The organism is Mesorhizobium sp. INR15, from assembly GCF_015500075.1.
Lineage (GTDB): Bacteria > Pseudomonadota > Alphaproteobacteria > Rhizobiales > Rhizobiaceae > Mesorhizobium.
Window position 1 is genome coordinate 3,249,574 of sequence record NZ_CP045496.1, and the last position, 16,297, is coordinate 3,265,870.

General features: G+C 64.7%; 19 protein-coding genes. 13 read left to right on the top strand and 6 right to left on the bottom strand.

Annotation, left to right across the window (positions count from 1 at the left end):
- Positions 1-77 precede the first annotated feature (77 nt).
- Positions 78-941 (top strand): dienelactone hydrolase family protein, encoded by an 864-nt coding sequence (locus tag GA829_RS15840; protein ID WP_195179382.1) that lies wholly within the window; start codon positions 78-80, stop codon positions 939-941.
- Positions 942-961: 20 nt separating this feature from the next.
- Here GA829_RS15840 and GA829_RS15845 read toward each other — a convergent pair whose 3' ends face one another.
- Positions 962-1,324, bottom strand: a complete 363-nt coding sequence (locus tag GA829_RS15845) for a hypothetical protein (RefSeq protein ID WP_195179383.1) — start codon at positions 1,322-1,324, stop codon at positions 962-964.
- Between the two features lie 728 nt (positions 1,325-2,052).
- On the opposite strand from GA829_RS15845, the gene GA829_RS15850 reads away from it, so the two are divergent.
- Together GA829_RS15850 and GA829_RS15855 are read left to right on the top strand one after the other, a co-directional pair.
- Positions 2,053-3,156, top strand: a complete 1,104-nt coding sequence (locus GA829_RS15850) for a hypothetical protein (protein ID WP_195179384.1) — start codon at positions 2,053-2,055, stop codon at positions 3,154-3,156.
- 362 nt (positions 3,157-3,518) lie between these two features.
- The gene (locus GA829_RS15855) at positions 3,519-3,800 is read left to right on the top strand and encodes a hypothetical protein (RefSeq protein WP_258052310.1); all 282 of its coding nucleotides are present in this window, start codon (positions 3,519-3,521) and stop codon (positions 3,798-3,800) included.
- A 17-nt stretch (positions 3,801-3,817) separates the two neighbouring features.
- Here GA829_RS15855 and GA829_RS15860 read toward each other — a convergent pair whose 3' ends face one another.
- On the bottom strand, positions 3,818-5,362 hold the full coding sequence (locus tag GA829_RS15860; RefSeq protein ID WP_195179385.1) for a bifunctional AfsR/SARP family transcriptional regulator/alpha/beta hydrolase: 1,545 nt from the start codon (positions 5,360-5,362) through the stop codon (positions 3,818-3,820).
- Positions 5,363-5,577: 215 nt separating this feature from the next.
- Here GA829_RS15860 and GA829_RS15865 point away from each other — a divergent pair, with 215 nt between their 5' ends.
- Positions 5,578-6,219 (top strand): class I SAM-dependent methyltransferase, encoded by a 642-nt coding sequence (locus tag GA829_RS15865; protein WP_195179386.1) that lies wholly within the window; start codon positions 5,578-5,580, stop codon positions 6,217-6,219.
- 234 nt (positions 6,220-6,453) lie between these two features.
- Here GA829_RS15865 and GA829_RS15870 read toward each other — a convergent pair whose 3' ends face one another.
- From GA829_RS15870 to GA829_RS15885, 4 genes are all read right to left on the bottom strand, one after another.
- Complete coding sequence (locus tag GA829_RS15870; RefSeq protein ID WP_195179387.1) at positions 6,454-6,894, bottom strand: lipid-binding SYLF domain-containing protein; 441 nt, start codon at positions 6,892-6,894, stop codon at positions 6,454-6,456.
- A gap of 154 nt (positions 6,895-7,048) precedes the next feature.
- Positions 7,049-8,710, bottom strand: a complete 1,662-nt coding sequence (locus GA829_RS15875; RefSeq protein ID WP_195179388.1) for an acyl-CoA synthetase — start codon at positions 8,708-8,710, stop codon at positions 7,049-7,051.
- A gap of 241 nt (positions 8,711-8,951) precedes the next feature.
- The gene (locus GA829_RS15880) at positions 8,952-9,260 is read right to left on the bottom strand and encodes a DUF1398 family protein (protein WP_195179389.1); all 309 of its coding nucleotides are present in this window, start codon (positions 9,258-9,260) and stop codon (positions 8,952-8,954) included.
- 168 nt (positions 9,261-9,428) lie between these two features.
- Positions 9,429-9,965: a DUF6428 family protein gene (locus GA829_RS15885; RefSeq protein ID WP_195179390.1), complete on the bottom strand. Its 537-nt coding sequence runs from the start codon at positions 9,963-9,965 to the stop codon at positions 9,429-9,431.
- A gap of 42 nt (positions 9,966-10,007) precedes the next feature.
- Between GA829_RS15885 and GA829_RS15890 the strand changes: the two genes are divergently transcribed.
- From GA829_RS15890 to GA829_RS15930, 9 genes are all read left to right on the top strand, one after another.
- Positions 10,008-10,361, top strand: coding sequence for an ArsR/SmtB family transcription factor (locus GA829_RS15890; RefSeq protein ID WP_195179391.1), 354 nt, complete (start codon positions 10,008-10,010; stop codon positions 10,359-10,361).
- Complete coding sequence (gene arsN2, locus GA829_RS15895) at positions 10,358-10,795, top strand: arsenic resistance N-acetyltransferase ArsN2 (protein WP_195179392.1); 438 nt, start codon at positions 10,358-10,360, stop codon at positions 10,793-10,795. Before GA829_RS15890 ends, arsN2 begins: the two co-directional genes overlap by 4 nt.
- Positions 10,795-11,493, top strand: coding sequence for an aquaporin (locus GA829_RS15900; RefSeq protein ID WP_195179393.1), 699 nt, complete (start codon positions 10,795-10,797; stop codon positions 11,491-11,493). Before arsN2 ends, GA829_RS15900 begins: the two co-directional genes overlap by 1 nt.
- Positions 11,490-11,903: an arsenate reductase (glutaredoxin) gene (arsC, locus tag GA829_RS15905; RefSeq protein WP_195179394.1), complete on the top strand. Its 414-nt coding sequence runs from the start codon at positions 11,490-11,492 to the stop codon at positions 11,901-11,903. The genes GA829_RS15900 and arsC overlap by 4 nt, the downstream gene beginning before the upstream one ends.
- Positions 11,884-13,110 carry an arsenite efflux MFS transporter ArsK gene (gene arsK, locus GA829_RS15910; RefSeq protein ID WP_195179395.1) on the top strand — a complete coding sequence of 409 codons (1,227 nt, stop codon included), beginning with the start codon at positions 11,884-11,886 and terminating at the stop codon, positions 13,108-13,110. Before arsC ends, arsK begins: the two co-directional genes overlap by 20 nt.
- A gap of 122 nt (positions 13,111-13,232) precedes the next feature.
- Positions 13,233-13,988: a septum site-determining protein MinC gene (minC, locus tag GA829_RS15915; protein WP_195179396.1), complete on the top strand. Its 756-nt coding sequence runs from the start codon at positions 13,233-13,235 to the stop codon at positions 13,986-13,988.
- Positions 13,989-14,036: 48 nt separating this feature from the next.
- A complete protein-coding gene (gene minD, locus GA829_RS15920) occupies positions 14,037-14,852 on the top strand; it encodes a septum site-determining protein MinD (protein WP_195179397.1) in 816 nt (271 codons plus the stop codon).
- Complete coding sequence (gene minE / locus GA829_RS15925) at positions 14,849-15,121, top strand: cell division topological specificity factor MinE (RefSeq protein WP_195179398.1); 273 nt, start codon at positions 14,849-14,851, stop codon at positions 15,119-15,121. The genes minD and minE overlap by 4 nt, the downstream gene beginning before the upstream one ends.
- Before the next feature lie 266 nt (positions 15,122-15,387).
- Positions 15,388-16,269, top strand: coding sequence for an EamA family transporter (locus tag GA829_RS15930; RefSeq protein ID WP_210337771.1), 882 nt, complete (start codon positions 15,388-15,390; stop codon positions 16,267-16,269).
- Positions 16,270-16,297 lie beyond the last annotated feature (28 nt).

Genomic DNA, 16,297 nt, shown 5'->3' on the forward strand with positions numbered 1-16,297 from the left:
CAACCGTGATTTGCTGCAGGCTTGCATGTGTCACACTGTAAGGCATCACGGCTTTTGCGGGAAAAGGCGGTTTGGTGATGCAAGCGAAACATCTCATCGCTCTGGCGGGACTGTTGACCCTTTGGATGGCACAGCCGGTTGCCGCCGCCGCCCAGACACCTGGCAGCGTGAGCATTCCGGCCGGCGGCGAGAACGAGCCGGCAACGCTGGACGCAATGTTGTTCAAACCGCAAGGGCAGGGGCCATTTCCCGCGATCGTGGCCATGCACGGCTGTAGCGGCTTGTGGAGCAGCAAGAAAAAGACGGAGCTCAGCCCGCGCCATGCCGATTGGGGCCAGCGCCTTGCCGCTCTGGGTTACGTCGTGATCTTCCCCGACAGCTACGGCTCACGCGACCTTGGGCCGCAATGCAAGAACGGCGATAGAGAGGTTGAACCGTATCGCGAGCGGGTAGAGGATGCCAACGCCGCCCGCCGCTATCTGCAGACGCTGCCCTATGTGAAGCCGGACGCTGTCGCCTTGCTTGGCTGGTCGAACGGCGGCTCGACCGTTCTCTACACCGTCCGTCCGAAGGACAAGCCCAGGGCAGACAGCCCGGACTTTCGCGCGGCGGTCGCTTTTTATCCGGGCTGCACGGCACAGGCCGAAAAGGGCGACTGGGCGACACGTGTGCCGCTTCTCATCTTGATGGGCGACGCGGATGACTGGACGCCGGCCAAGCCATGCAAAGAGCTCGCGGCGGACAATACCGACAGCGTGAAGCTCATTCTCTATCCTGGCGCCTATCATGATTTCGACAATGCGGCTCAGCCGCTTCACGAACTGGACGGTTTGGCCTTCACGGCCAATGGCGATGGCACCGCGCATGCGGGACTAGACCCTGCCGCCCTCGCGGCGGCGCGCAAGGACGTGCCTGATTTCCTCGCCACGCCGAAGCAGTAGGCGGCGCTGAGAGATCATGTTTAGGGGTATTTCGTCGTGGCCGGCGGGCTCGCCTCGCCTTCCAGTTCCCTAGGCAGCGGCTGGCTTGAGCATTGCGCATAGATTGCGCGGGCGTAGATCTTCCGCTCCTTCTGCTCATGCTCCTTGATGGCTGCCGCGAGCCCCAACCCGTAAGGGCCAAGGAAGATGCCGGTGCCCCAACCGGGATGCTCCTTTTCGCGAGCAGCATAATCCGAAGCCGCGACGCGGGCCTTCTGGCATTCCGGCGATACGAATTTCGGGTCCTGCGGCGAAAGCGACGCGCCATATTCGACCGGGGAGCTCACGCATCCGGTTGCGGTCAAGGCCAACGCGACGAACGCGCCCAACGTTGCAAGTCTCATTCCAGTCTTCTCCCGCGCATGTCTCGAAAGTACACGGAACCCCCTTCGCTACAAGGGGGAGTTGCGACGAGCGCGGAGGGAGCGGGCGCTCACGATTCAGCGAGGGGATGACTGCTTGCTCCCAGCGCAAAGACGGGCCCCGGATCCTTCCACAGTGCTGGCTTCCTTGCCCCTCTCGTTGCCACCTTCCCATTCCCTGGCAAAGCCGCTCGATTTCCCCGCCCGGCGTCTTCGGTGGTTGGGGGATGAATGCTCCTGGACAGGATGGCCCTGGGCGTTCGCCGAACCGGCTCACGATGCGCAACTGCCTAGCCAGATGTCTGCACTTCGCACGTGTGAGGTGTGCATGGCTGCAACTTACCAGGAATCGATGTATTTGTATAAAATTATATTTAAATTCGGAGTAACCTCTGTAATTTGTTGCGATCGTTGAGTTATTTTATGTTAAAATTTTAGTAAAAATGGAATTTAACTGCATGGACATGACGAAATTAACCAAGTCAATACTAATGAATTGAATAGCTGTGGAAAATATATAGCGATTTATAGAAGGGGTTAACAAAGGGTAAAGGGGTAATATCATGCGTAATCGTCTTCAAGTAATGGCATGGACGGCTACATTTACCGTCTCATCCATCGTCGCATTGTCCAGTGCGGCTCAAGCACGCAACGCCACATACACATGCTCGGGGACGGGCACTGTGGTGAGGCTGACTTCACGAGCGGCCATGAAGGCCTGTACGGGCAGCGTCTCTTTATACACCGAGGTCAACGTTTGCGGCTGTGAGGTCCCGGCTCTTCGGCTTCAGTCGGACCGGATCTCATATTCGCCGCCAACGCCTCCGACGCCGCCGGACCCTACTTGTGATCCTCGCGACAAGGACCACAGGCACAAGGGCGACAAGCACGACGGCGACAAGCACGACCGCGACAAGCACAAGGGCGACAAGCGCGACGGTGACAAGCACAAGGGCGACAAGCACGACGGCGACAAGCACAAGGGCGATAAGCGCGACGGCGACAAGGATCGCGGCGGCGAACGGGGTCGCGGCGGTGAAAAGGACGGCGGCGGCCATAAGGACCGTGGTGGTGACAAGGACCGTGGCGGCGACAAGGATCGCGGCGGTGACAAGGATCGCGGTGGCGAAAGGGGTCGCGGCGGTGAAAAGGATGGCGGCGGCCATAAGGACCGTGGCGGCGACAAGGATCGTGGCGGCGACAAGGATCGCGGCGGTGACAAGGACCGTGGCGGTGACAAGGACCGTGGCGGCGACAAGGACCGTGGCGGCGACAAGGACCGTGGCGGCGACAAGGATCGCGGCGGCGACAAGGATCGCGGCGGCGACAAGGACCGTGGCGGCGACAAGGATCGTGGTGGCGATAAGGATCGCGACGGCGACAGGGGTCGCGGTGGTGAAAAGGATGGCGGAAATGGCCAGCCCGGTAGCAAGGACGGCGGCGGCGACAAGGGCCAGCCCGGTAACAAGGACGGCGGCGGCGACAAGGGCCAGTCCGGCGGCAAGGACGGCGGTGGCGACAAGGGCCAGCCCGGCGGCAAGGACGGCGGCGGCGACAAGGGCCAGCCCGGCGGCAAGGACGGCGGCGGCGACAAGGGCCAGCCCGGCGGCAAGGACGGCGGCGGCGACAAGGGCCAGCCCGGCGACAAGGACGGCGGCGGCGACAAGGGCCAGCCCGGCGGCAAGGACGGCGGTGGCGACAAGGGCCAGCCCGGCGGCAAGGACGGCGGTGGCGACAAGGGCCAGCCCGGCAACAAGGGCCAGCCCGGCAACAAGAACGGCGGCGGCGACAAGAACGGCAACAACCCGAACTGACGTTTGCTAAAATGCGAGGCCGGCACGAGAAATCGCGCCGGCCTCTTGCTTTGGCACTGCCCCGAGGCCGTTTCGTGCGGAACCCGTCTATCCATTCATCAGCTCGAATGACCGCAATTGGCGAAACCGAATGCTCAAGATGCGAACGCCGGTTAACCATCAGTTAACTATCCGATCGCCTTTGATATGGTTTTGCAGGATACTGATCCTGGATTGGCGTGGCTGCACCGGGAAGCCGGACCAGGAAGGCACTAATCCTGCTGGCGCCGCATCATTGGTGCGCGGCAGCGGAAAACAAAAAGCGGCGGAATACCGCCGCTCAACGGGGAGGCGCCAGCATCATGTTGATGAGGAGCGCCAGAATGAAGATCGAAGAAGCCGTCACGGCAGCGACAGCCGAAGCCAGCGCACTGATGTCTTGCCTCGGCCAGCCTGTTGTCGCCTACCATGTCACGGCAATCATGCGGGAAGCAGACCTGGAACATGCCAGGCAAATGCAACTCGCACTCATGCGGCGAAGCATCGAGGCGCTTGTCGATGATGGCGTGGAAGGCATCGTCGCTGAACGTTTCGCCTCTCGGTTTCACGGCCGCGTTGGCCTGACCTGGAGGCGCCTGCACGCATCCGACGGCGCGCCGCATTGATCTCGCCAGCCGTGCGGTCAGCCGCGTCGTAGAAGCGTGCCGATGTTGTCGAGCAGCGGCTGCTGATCACCGGCCCAGAACCAGTGATCGTCACCCGCGACCTCGATGAAGCGCGCGCCGGGGATTCTCGCCGCGAGAAACCGGCCGGCCTCGATGCGCACGGCACGGTCGCCGGAACGGTGCAGGATCATTGTCGGAGCCGAGACCTTTGCCAGGAGATGCCGGACATCGGTATCGCGCAGCGCTTCCAGCAGGCCGGCGACCGCGCCGGGACTGGAGGCTGCCCTGAGCAGTCCGGCCCACCAGGTTCTTGCCTGGCGGTCGCCGGCGACGCCCGGCGCGAAGGTTTCGATTTCCGCCGGGCCGCCCCAGCCGGCGAGCAGGCGTTGCTTCCAGAGGTCGTATTGCGCGCCGGTCAGGGCGAGGGGGTAATCGGGCGCGCGGCTGCCTTTGGCGAGCGAGCCCCAAAGAATGAGACCGGTCAGGCGATCGGGGTGATCGACGGCAAAGCGGATGCAGCCAGGCCCGCCCTCCGACGCACCGACGAGCAAGGCGCGGCTGCTGCCAGCCGCATCCATGACCGCCAGGATATCGCGCGCTGTCGCCTCGACGGTGGGGCGGGCGCCGACGCGGTCGGAAAGGCCCATGCCGCGCCGGTCGAAGAGGATCAGGCGGCCCAGACGCGAAACCGCCGATAGCCAGGCGCGGCAGCTCCGGTCTTCCCAGATGCGCTCGACATGCGAAATGAAGCCGGGAACAAGCACGATATCCAGCGGGCCGTCGCCGACGGTCTGGTAGGCGATGTGAATGCCATCCACCTCGACATAACGTGTCCTTGGTACGTCAAGGACGGCATCGCCGGTTGGTTCACGCAGCATGGCCAGAGTGGCGGGGTCGGGCGCGACACCGAGTTCGTCGCGCAGCACCCGGCTACACGCCTCCAGTTGGCGCTCGGCCGCCGCCCGGTCGCCCGCCGCCAGATGGGCGCGGATCAGGTGCCGGTGCGCGCTTTCACTCAGAGGATCCAGGCCCACCAGCCGCGTCGCATGCACCACCGCGCCGCGCGGCTCGCCGCTGGCGATCCTTGCCTCGATCAGCCGCTCCAGCGCCTGCACCAGCCGGCTGCGCAAGGCTTCGCGCCGGAAAAACACCCATTCCTCGAATTCCCGGCAATCCGGCAGCGAGAAGCCGGCGAGATAGTCGCCCCTGTAGCTGTCGGCGGCGATGTCGAGAGAGCCTGTATCGCAGGCATGCTCGAAGGTTCTGGAGTCGATCTCGGCGGTGAGCGCCGGATGCAGGCTGAGGGATACGGCGCTGGCGGCGATGACCTCCGTGCCGAAGGCGAGGCGGATCTTGTACAATGTGCGCCGCAGCCGGGCGCGGGCGGCTTGCGCGTCGGTTTCGGGCCACAGAAGCGTGGCGGCGACATCGCGCGCCACAGGTCCGCCGGCCTCGGCGATGATGATCAGCAATGCGGCCGCCTTGCGCAAGGCAAGCTCCACCCGCCGCCCGTTCAGACGGAACTCCGGAAAACCCAGAAGCTGGAGATCCAACCGCTCCATCGATCCGCACGTGGTCGGCCAAGGGGTGTTGAGAGACGCCGAGGGGACGCCGGCCTTCTATCCATCCCCAAGACGCGGACCGATAGGGCCCGATGAGGAGACTCCCTTGGAGCGAGAAATGTCACTGGTCAATACCATCATCCGCCACCGCATGCCTGGGGCCGCCGCCGGCGCGCCCGTCGGCACTGCCCATGCAAGGCAGGGAGGCTGAGGATATGTGTCAATCTTGCCTCTCCTGGTACGCACGCTGCATAGCGCCCTACCTCGTCCACGCCGGCTGTTCGTCCAGCGCCTTCACGCATATGCGCAAGCGGATGATACCGCGCGCCGAGGGTGTCGTCGTCGAAGTGGGCTTCGGCTCCGGCCTCAACCTTCCCTATTACGACGCAGCCAAAGTGGGGCGGCTGGTCGGCGTCGATCCCGACGGGACGATGCTTGGCCTCGCCGCACCGAAGATCCGCGCACTGGCGCTTGATGTCGAATGCCTGCGGGCAAGCGGCGAAAGCCTGCCCCTGGCGGACAATTTCGCCGACACGGTCGTCGTCACCTACGCCTTTTGCACCATTCCGGACCCTGAAGCGGCGCTGGCCGAAATCCGCCGCATCCTGAGACCAACGGGCCAGCTGATTTTCATCGAGCATGGACAGGCGCAGGGGCCGCGTTGGCGCAAATGGCAGGAGCGCCTGAACCGTCCCTGGGCACGGCTGGCCGGCGGCTGTCAGCTCAACCGCGATCCGCTGCACCTGATCAGCGGCGCGGGCTTCCGCCTGGTTCAAGCGGAACGCGGACGCTTTCCGCTGCCGTTCTGGCAATTGGGGAGCCACTATGCCGGCGTGGCGGTGGCGCCGGCCGGTTGATGGGGGCACAGCCACCCATTCGCGGACCGTCCGGTGCTTGAAGTTTCAGAAGCGCGGACCAGAAATGCCCCCGTAAGCAAGATGATCATCAGCGAGCCCAACGAAGCGCTGAGCATGATTTTCACCGCGCCAGCTAGCGCAAACGCCTTCGGCTCCGGACGCACCGGAGCCGACATTCGCGAACATCAGGTGATGTCGTATCCGCCCCTCCGAAACCGACCGGGCGGACAATCCTCACTTCACCGTGATGGCGATACCGCTGAGATCTGCGTTGACCTGCAGGCCGACCTGCTTGCCGGTCAGTTCGAGCTGGGCGCCCTTGTCGTTGGTCATGACAATCACCTGGGCGCCTTTGCCCAGCGCGCCGCCACCGCCTGCCGCGCCATAGACGCCCGTCACATCGCGCACGCTCCTGATGTGGCGCACGGTGCCCTGGAAATAGGTCTTGGAAACGCCGAAGGCGAGCCCGCCCGAGACGCCGCCGACCGTGATGGGGTAGCGGCGGCCATGAAATGTCAGCGTGCCTTCGCCTCCCGAGCCGCCGATAAAGAAGGCGGCTTTGTAGACCGCGAAGCGGATCGTGGCGCTGTCGGCATGTGCTGCGCTGGCAAAGCCAACCCCCGCGACCGCGATCGCGGCAACAGCAGCCGAACGAAACCTGGATGACATGTTCATGATGGAAGCTCCTCAAGATCGCGGCCTATCCAGCCGGCGGGGACGTCAGCGTCAAAGTCGAAGCTAAACAGTCTCGCCGGCTGTTGGTTCCAGGCAGGCTGTCTGAATTCGGCGGTGAGCAGACGGCTGCGAAACGCGCGATCACCACGCGCCTTCACCCCTTCCGCTTCTCAACTTCCGCCTTGCGCAGCAAGAACCGCTGGATCTTGCCGCTTGGCGTCCTCGGCAGTTCGGCAACGAACTCCACTTCGCGCGGATAGGCATGCGCCGAGAGGCGCTTCTTGACGTGCCGCGCCAGTTCCTCGGCCAGCGCGTCGCTGCCTTGCTGGCCATGCGCCAGCACGACGAAGGCCTTGACGATCTCGGTGCGCCGCGGGTCGGGCACGCCGACGACGGCGGCTTCGTTGACTGAGGGGTGCTCGATCAGTGCGCTTTCCACGTCGAAGGGGCCGATGCGGTAGCCGGATGAGGTGATGACGTCGTCGGCGCGGCCGATGAAGGAGACCGAGCCGTCCGGCTCGTATTCCACACTGTCGCCGGTGCGGTAATAGCCGCCCGAGATCGCCGATGTATCGGCCTGATGGTAGCCGTCGAACCAGCGCAGCGGCGAATTCCTGATGTCGACGGCGAGAATGCCGGGCTGGTTGGGGCCGAGCTCCCGGCCCTCGTCGTCCAGCACCACCATGCGGTAGCCGGGCATGGCAAAGCCGGCGGAGCCGGCGCGGACCGTATGCTCGAGACCGTGATGGTTGTTCACCATCATGCCGTTCTCGGTCTGGCCGTAGTGGTCGTGGATCGGGGCGGCGAGATGAGCGCTGAACCAGCGGATCACTTCGGGGTTCAGCGGCTCGCCGGCGCTGCTCACCACGCGCAGCCGGCCCTTGATGCCGGCGGCGGCGTCAGGCCCTTCCGCCAGCAACAGGCGGAAGGCGGTGGGAGAACCGGCGAGGCTGGTGACGCCGAGGCGCTCAATGATGTCATAGGTGCTCCTGGCGTTGAAGGCGCCTTCATGGAAGGTCGTTGCGATGCCGAGCAGCAGCGGCCCAGTGATGGCGTAGTAGAGGCCGTAGGCCCAGCCGGGATCGGCGATGTTCCAGAAGACGTCGTCCGGCCTGAGGCCGATGGCGTCGCGCATATAGGCGCCGAAGGCCATCAACGCGCTGAGCGGCACCGGCACGCCCTTGGGCAGGCCGGTGGTGCCGGAGGTCGACATCATCATGAACAGGTCGTCGCCCTTGCGCATCACCGGCTGGCAGTGGGGCGAGGCGGCGGCGATGGCGGCGCGGAAATCGATGTCGCCATCAGGCAGTGGCTCGCCCTTTGCGAGGACGATCGCCACCGGCGGGCAGTTCTCCAGTTCGTTCAGCTTGCCGCGATTGGCGGGGTTGGTCACCACCAGCTTCGCGGCGCTGTAGCCCAGCCGATGCTCGATGGCTTTCGGGCCAAAGGCGGTGAACAGTGGCTGGTAGACCGCGCCGACGCGCCATGTGCCAAGGATCAGCGCCACCAGGTCTGGAATGCGCGGCAGCATGCCGGCAACGACGTCGCCTGGGCCGACGCCCGCGTCTTTCAGCATGTTGCCGACGCGCGCGGCCTTGCCGCGCAAGTCCTCGAAGCTGAATTCGGTGAGCGTGCCATCGGCTGAAATCGCGCGCAGCGCCAGCCGGTTGGCGCCGGTGTGGCGGTCGCAGCATTCGACGCAGGCATTGAGGCCCGCGAGGTCGCCTTGCAGCCGGGCGATTTCATCCTCGAGGCGAAACCGCGCCACCGCATCGTCATAGCGCGGCGGGTGCGCCGAGGCGGGCGTTCTGGTCATTGCGTATCCCTCCCTGGCCGGCCTCCTCGCCGGCGACCATCATTCTACATCAGAGCATCAGCTCTTTGGTAGAATCACCAAACTTTCCCAACCGCTTGTTTTTACGCAATTCCGATCTTCGCCGGTTGCACACCGCGCAGCCGAGCCAAGCGGCATTGTCGCCACGCTACACCGGCTCCACAATCAACGGCTCGCCGGATTTCGCACAAAACGTGCAGGTCATGGCGACGGGATCCATCACTCAGGCCGCAACACCTGCATCGGCCAGTTGCCGGCTGAAAGCATAGTAGTCGGTTTTGCCTCGCGCATGCGCGTCGAGCGCCAGCCGCGCGGCCTCGACGCTGGCATGGTCCGCGACTTCATAGAGTTCGTGGATGGGCGCCGACGACAGGCTGTTGCCTTCGCTGTCGACATAGTCTGAGTGACCATCCGAAATATGCGTGCGGTAGAAGGCGACGCCGAGGCCGTGCAAGGCCTTGAGATAGTCGCCAACGGTGGCCTGGCTGACGCCCTTGTGGGCGCGGTCAATGTCTTCCAGTGTAAACGCCATGGACAGCATTATAGGCGGGAGCGCGCCGGCGACAACGGTCACCGAGTTGAGCTTCTTTCCACGAAAAGCGTCAGCCCAGAGATTTCATGAAGTAGACCGAGCTTCTGGGCGCACCGAAGGGATCAACGAAGTGATGCGGCACGATGCCACCGTTCTTGCCGCGCCCGTCTAGCCGCAACACGGTTGCGGGCCGGTGGAGGGCGCACAGCAGGGCTTGGCCTTTTTCTCTTCGGCCAGCCAGCGGTCGCGCGGCTTGCAACTGGCGGGCCTGGGCGAGAGCTCGACATGCACGGCGCCATCGACTGTCTGGGGCAGGGCGGAGCGGTAGAGCTGCATCGGGCGCACACCGTCGCTGACCTCAAAGGTGAGCCTGGCGGCATGGTCGAGGCCGACATGTTCGGTCACCTTGCGGATGATGGCCGAAAACTTGCCCGCAGGCATATGTGTGCGATCCTCGTTGACGTCCCACAGCTGGACGAAGATCTCTGACCAGGATTCGGGGTTGGCGCCGCAATCCAGCGCGGCGAATTGGCCGGCCTTGACCTCGGTGACATGATAGCCCGGCTGCACCGGCCGGCCGTCATAGAAGAACACCAGGGGCTTGTCCTTGTGGCCTGCCAGAAAGTCCAGCAAGGCAGCGATGGTGATGTCTTCGGCATCCAGAGGAATGGAGGGTTCAAATTCCCGATTGTCAGAAGCGGGCATGTGCGGTAATCCTTATTTCGATATTCATAGGATTGTTGAAATATGGATGAACGTCAAGCCCTCTCGGCCTTTGCCGCGCTGTCGCAGGAAACGCGCTTGCGGATATTGCGCCATCTGGTGATTGCCGGCCCGGACGGCATTGCCGCCGGCGCCATTGCCGAAAAGGTCGAGGTCTCGGCCTCGAATGTCAGCTTTCATCTGAAGGAGCTTGAGCGGGCCGGGCTGGTGACTGTGCGGCGCGATTCCCGCTCGATGGTCTACAGCGCCGCATACGACGCCTTGAGCGGCCTCATCCGTTTCCTGATGGAGGATTGCTGTTCCGGCCGGCCGGAAATCTGCGCGCCGGCACTGGCGCCGAGCTGCTGCGCGGCCGACGCGAAAGCGCCGGCTCAATGATTATCGGGCCGCTTGACGGAAATTCAACCGAACTGGCCGAGGCGCTGCTCGCCGCGGGGCTTCCCACGGATGATGTGAGCGATGCCGGTCGGCGGTTCTTCCGCTTTTCAGAAGATGGGCGCACCGTCGGCTTTGGCGGTTATGAACTCCATGGCGCCGACGTCCTTGTGCGCTCGCTGGTGATGCTGCCGCAAGCGCGCGGGCAGGGGCAGGGAACCGTGGCAACCAATCTGTTGCTCGAACAGGCCGCGCGGGCCGGCGCAAGCACGGCTTACCTGCTGACCACGGATGCCGCGCGCTTTTTCCAGCGCCTCGGCTTTCGGCCCGTCGATCGCCAAACGGCGCCGGCGGCAATCCTTGCTACACGCCAGGCTGTGGCGCTTTGCCCGTCCACCGCCGCGCTGATGGCGCGGTCTCTATCCGGGTCGCGCTGATGTCAAAATTTGATCTGCCGCGCCGTCTGGTGGCCGAGGGCCTGGGCACGGCGCTGCTGGTGGCGACAGTGGTCGGCTCCGGCATCATGGCGCAATCACTGACTCAGGACAGCGCGCTGGCGCTGCTGGGCAACACCTTGCCCACCGGTGCGATCCTTGTCGTGCTCATTGCGATTTTCGGGCCAATCTCCGGCGCCCATTTCAACCCGGCCGTCTCCATCATCTTCGCCTTGTCGCGCCGTCTCTCGGTCGGCGATTGCATCTGGTATGTGCTGAGCCAGTTCGGCGGCGGCATTGCCGGCACCGTGACCGCGCATCTGATGTTCGGCCTGGCACCGCTGGCGCTATCGACGCATAGCCGCACCGGGGCGGCACTATGGTTTTCCGAAGGGGTCGCGACTTTCGGGCTGCTGGCGACCATCCTCGCCGGCCTGCGCTTCGAGCGCGCGTCCGTGCCGTGGCTAGTCGGTCTTTACATCACGGCGGCCTATTGGTTCACGGCGTCGACATCGTTCGCCAATCCCGCCGTCGCGGTGGCGCGTTCGTTGACCGACACGTTCTCCGGAATAAGCCCCGTCAACCTGCCGGGCTTCATCGTCGCTGAGTTGCTCGGCGCCGTCGCCGCCATGGCGCTGATGACATGGCTGCTGCGGCCGCAATCCGACACCAACCCGCTTTCCGCCGAGGCCAAATCATGACCGTCACGATTTACCACAACCCCGACTGCGGCACGTCGCGCAACACGCTGGCCATGATCCGCGCGAGCGGTGAGGAGCCTGATGTCATCGAGTATCTGAAAACCCCGCCCAGCCGGGACCGCCTGCGCCAGCTGATCGCGGCAATGGGGATTTCAGCGCGTGCTTTGCTGCGCGAAAAGGGGACGCCCTATGCGCAGCTCGGACTGGCCGATCCCAAATGGTCCGACGACGAGCTTCTCGACGCCATGCTGGAGCATCCGATCCTGATCAACAGGCCGATCGTCGAAACGCCGAGGGGCACGCGGCTTTGCCGTCCATCCGAGCTTGTGTTCGACCTGCTCGACCATCCGGTCATCCGCTTCACCAAGGAAGACGGCGAGGTGGTGAGCCATGATCGCGGCGCCCGGTGACCAAAGCCTTCGCAATGTCGAAGCGGCGACGCGCTCTCCGATAGGCGCCATTGTCGCGCTGGGGATCACCCAGATCGTTGGCTATGGCACGCTCTACTACAGTTTCAGCATTCTCGCCGCCGACATGGCGAAGGATCTGGCATGGCCAACCGAATGGATTTTCGGTGCGCTTTCGGCCGCCTTGCTGGCGGGCGGGCTGACGGCTCCCTGGCTCGGCAACTGGATCGACCGCTTTGGCGCGGGCAGGGTCATGACCGGCGGCTCTATCTTCGCTGCGGCTGCTCTCATCGCCTGTGCCTCTGCCCCCAATGCGGCTGCATTCGTGCCGGCGTTGATTGCCCTCGAAGTCGCGTCCATCCTGGTCCAATACGGCGCGGCCTTCGCGCTGCTGGTTCAGATAAACCCGCATGCGGCGCAACGAAGCATAACCTATCTCACCCTCATCGCCGGTTTCGCCTCGACCGCGTTCTGGCCGATCACCTCGGCCCTGCATGCGCATATGTCATGGCGAGCCGTCTACCTCGTTTTCGCGGGGCTGAACCTGCTTGTCTGCCTGCCGCTGCACGCCTGGCTCTCGCATGGGCTGGCGAGAAGCCGGCGCGCGGCGATCGAGCCGCTCCGGCATATCAGGGGATCGCTGACCGCCTCCGTGAGGCCGCTCGGATTCGCGCTGATGGTCACTGCCTTCTCGCTGCTGAACCTGGTCAGCGCTGCCGTCCTTGTCCATATGGTGCCGCTGCTTTCCGGGCTGGGCCTGGGCGCCACCGCCGCCATCGTTGGAACGCTTTTCGGTCCGTCGCAGGTACTCAGCCGCTTCATCAACATGGTGTTCGGGATCAACCTGCCGCCGCTGACGCTTGCCGTCATCTCCGCCGCGCTGATGACGGCGGGCGTGATCGTGCTCGAGAGCACGGCGCCGTCGATCCCAGGCGCGATGGCGTTTGCCATCGTCTTCGGCATGGGCAACGGGCTTTTCAGCATCGTCACCGGCGCGCTGCCATTGGCCCTGTTCGGCAGTGAGGGCTACGGCCGGCTGCAGGGCCGCGCCATGTCCGCCCGGCTGATCGTCTCCGCCCTCGCGCCCTTTGCCCTGGCATTCGCCATCGCGCATGTCGGCATTCCCTGGTCGCTGCTGGCGATGGCGCTTCTCGGTGGTCTCGCGCTGCTCGCCCTGGCAGCGATCACGCGGTTGCCGAGCGGCGGGTAGTCATCGTTCTCCGTCAGGGGCGTGTCAGGATCGGGTTTTCCTCCTGCCTGCTTAACCCGAAATTAACCTTTCGTTAACCATGGCTGGCTAGCGTTTAACCAATCAGTAAGGATTCGCAGCCAGTGACCTTCGCCGCCCCGATCGAGAAGAAATCCATACGCTTTCGGGCGCGGTCTTTCGTTGCCTTCACGCTGACGCCCGAGGCGCCCCTGGACGCGTGGCTGGAGGGGCTGGATCTGTGGATCGGCAACTCGCCCGGCTTCTTCACAGGCCGCCCCGTGGTGCTCGATCTCCACACGCTGAAGCCCCAGGTCGATGAGATCGGCGCCCTGGTCGGGCAGCTCGGCGAGCGCGGCATCCGCATCTATGCCATCGAAGGTCATGGCAATGCGGCGCTTGGCGCCGACCTGCCTCCGGTGCTGACCGGCGGCAAGGAAGCCTCCACTGAGGGCTTGTTCCCGCAGCCCGAGCGGGCGGCCAACGCCGGCTCGCCGGCCAAGGCGGACGAGGTCAAGACGGGAGAGTACAAGCCATTGGAGGCGGAAACGCCGAACACGCTGATGATCAAGTCGCCGATCCGCTCCGGCCAGTTGATCTTTCATCCGCATGGCGACGTCATCGTGCTGGGCTCGGTCGCCTCGGGCTCCGAGATCATGGCCGGCGGCTCCATCCATGTCTACGGCACATTGCGCGGACGCGCCTTCGCCGGCGCGCAAGGCAATGCCGGGGCGCGCATTTTCTGCCGCAAGAACGAAGCCGAATTACTGGCGGTCGACGGCTGGTATTGCACCGCTGAGGAAATGGACCCGTCGTCGCGCGGCCGCGCGATCCAGGCCTTTCTTCAGGATGGCGTGCTCAGCGTCGCGCCGCTCAACTAACACCACTCGAAACAGCACCGCTCAACCAACAATAACGGAGGCACATATATGGGCAAGGTCGTGGTCGTCACATCAGGCAAGGGGGGCGTCGGCAAGACCACCTCGACGGCCGCGCTTGGGGCAGCGGTCGCCAAAACCGGCAAGAAGGTGGCGCTGGTCGATTTCGATGTCGGCCTGCGCAATCTCGATCTGATCATGGGCGCCGAACGGCGCGTCGTGTTCGATCTGGTCAATGTCATCCAGGGCACCGCCAAGCTGTCGCAGGCGCTGATCCGCGACAAGCGGGTCGAGACGCTGTTCCTGCTGCCGGCCTCGCAGACGCGCGACAAGGACGCGCTGACCGAGGAAGGCGTCGGCGAAGTGATCGACAAGCTGCGCTCGGTGTTCGACTACGTCTTCTGCGACAGCCCGGCCGGCATCGAGCGTGGCGCGCAGCTGGCGATGCGCTTTGCCGACGAAGCCGTCATCGTCACCAATCCGGAAGTCAGCTCGGTGCGCGATTCCGATCGCATCATCGGCCTGCTCGACGCCAGGACCATGAAAGCCGAGAGAGGCGAAGCGATCGCCAAGCACGTGCTGGTGACGCGCTATGACGCGGCGCGCGCCGCGCGCGGCGAAATGCTGTCGATCGACGACGTGCTGGAAATCCTGTCGACACCGCTGCTCGGCATCATTCCCGAAAGCCAGGACGTGCTGCGCGCCTCCAATATCGGCGCGCCGGTAACGCTGAGCGAACCGCTGAACGCCGCCGCGCGCGCCTATATCGAAGCCGCCAAGCGGCTTGAGGGCGAGAACCTGCCGGTCGTCGTTCCGTTCGAGCGCAAGGGCTTCCTCGACCGTCTGCTGGGAAGGAGGGCGGCATGAACCTGCTCGACATTTTCAAGCGGCGCTCCAGCGCGCCGGTGGCACGCGAACGGCTGCAGGTGCTGTTGGCCTATGAGCGCCGCAACCGCAACCAGCCCGACCTCGTCTCCATCCTGCGCGAGGAAATCATGGCGGTCATCGCCAGGCATGTGCAGATCGACCAGGACTATCTGAACGTCTCCATGGATCGCGGCGAGACCATGTCGACACTGGAGATCGACATCCAGATCCCCAACAAGAGCGCCGTGCCGCTCGCCATGGCGGGCTGAGCTTTTCTCCCTGCCGGCCTTCGGAACAATCCGAGGGCCGGCGGCTGCTACCCCTGACGCCCCACCATCTTGCCAACCGAGCAGCGGTCCTTGCCGATCCGGAGCGGCCGCCCGAACCCTTGTTGTTCGCGCGTAGGTCTGCTCGGGTTTCGTCGGTCCCTCGATCCCTTGCCCCAGCGGTCAGTCGTGCGCTGTCTCACGACAGCCGGTTCGTTTGGCCGTATCTGGCCTCCATGCCGCGCGAAGCGGCGGGAGGATAGTGCCAAGTGACATCGACGCCGGTTGCCAGCCGTGAGGCCGCGCCCTTGCCGATTGCCGCCCTGATGGGCGCGATGGTGTCGATCCAGATCGGCGCCACTTTCGCCAAGGGGCTGTTTCCGCTAATCGGCGCGCAAGGCACGACGACGCTGCGGCTGGTGATCGGTGCATTGATGCTGGCCGCGGTGCTGCGGCCCTGGCGGGTGCGGCCATCGCGCGCCGCCTTGCCGTGGCTGATCGCCTATGGGGTGACGCTGTGCGCGCTGAACCTGTTGTTCTATGCGGCACTGGCCACCATTCCGCTCGGCATCGCGGTGGCGCTCGAATTTTCCGGGCCGCTGCTGGTGGCGACGCTGACCTCGCGGCGCGGCAGCGATTTTGCCTGGGTGGCGCTGGCCGTCATCGGCATCGTGCTTCTGTCGCCGCTGGTGCATTCGCCAGCACCCATCGATCCGGTCGGCGCCTTGCTGGCGCTGGCGGCGGGCGGCTGCTGGGCGCTTTATATCGTGCTGGCACAAAAGGCGGGCGCTGAACTCGGCACGCAGACCACGGCCTATGGCATGGCGATCGCCGCCGTGCTGGTGCTGCCGTTCGGCGTGGCGCAGGCGGGAACGGCGCTGGTGGCGCCAGCGATCCTGACCAGCGCGCTGCTGGTCGGCCTGTTCTCCAGCGCGCTGCCGTTCTGGCTGGAAATGGTGGCGCTGACACGGATGCCGGCGCGCATCTACGGCACGCTGACCTGTCTCGAACCGGCACTTGGCGCGCTGATGGGTTTCCTGTTCCTGCATGAGAGCCTGTCGGCCATCCAATGCGCCGGCATCGCCGCCGTGATTTCGGCCGCCTTCGGCGCGGCGGTCACATCGAAGCCGCCGGTGCCTTCGCCGGAGTAGGCATTGAGCCGTTTCCGAGCCGCGACGA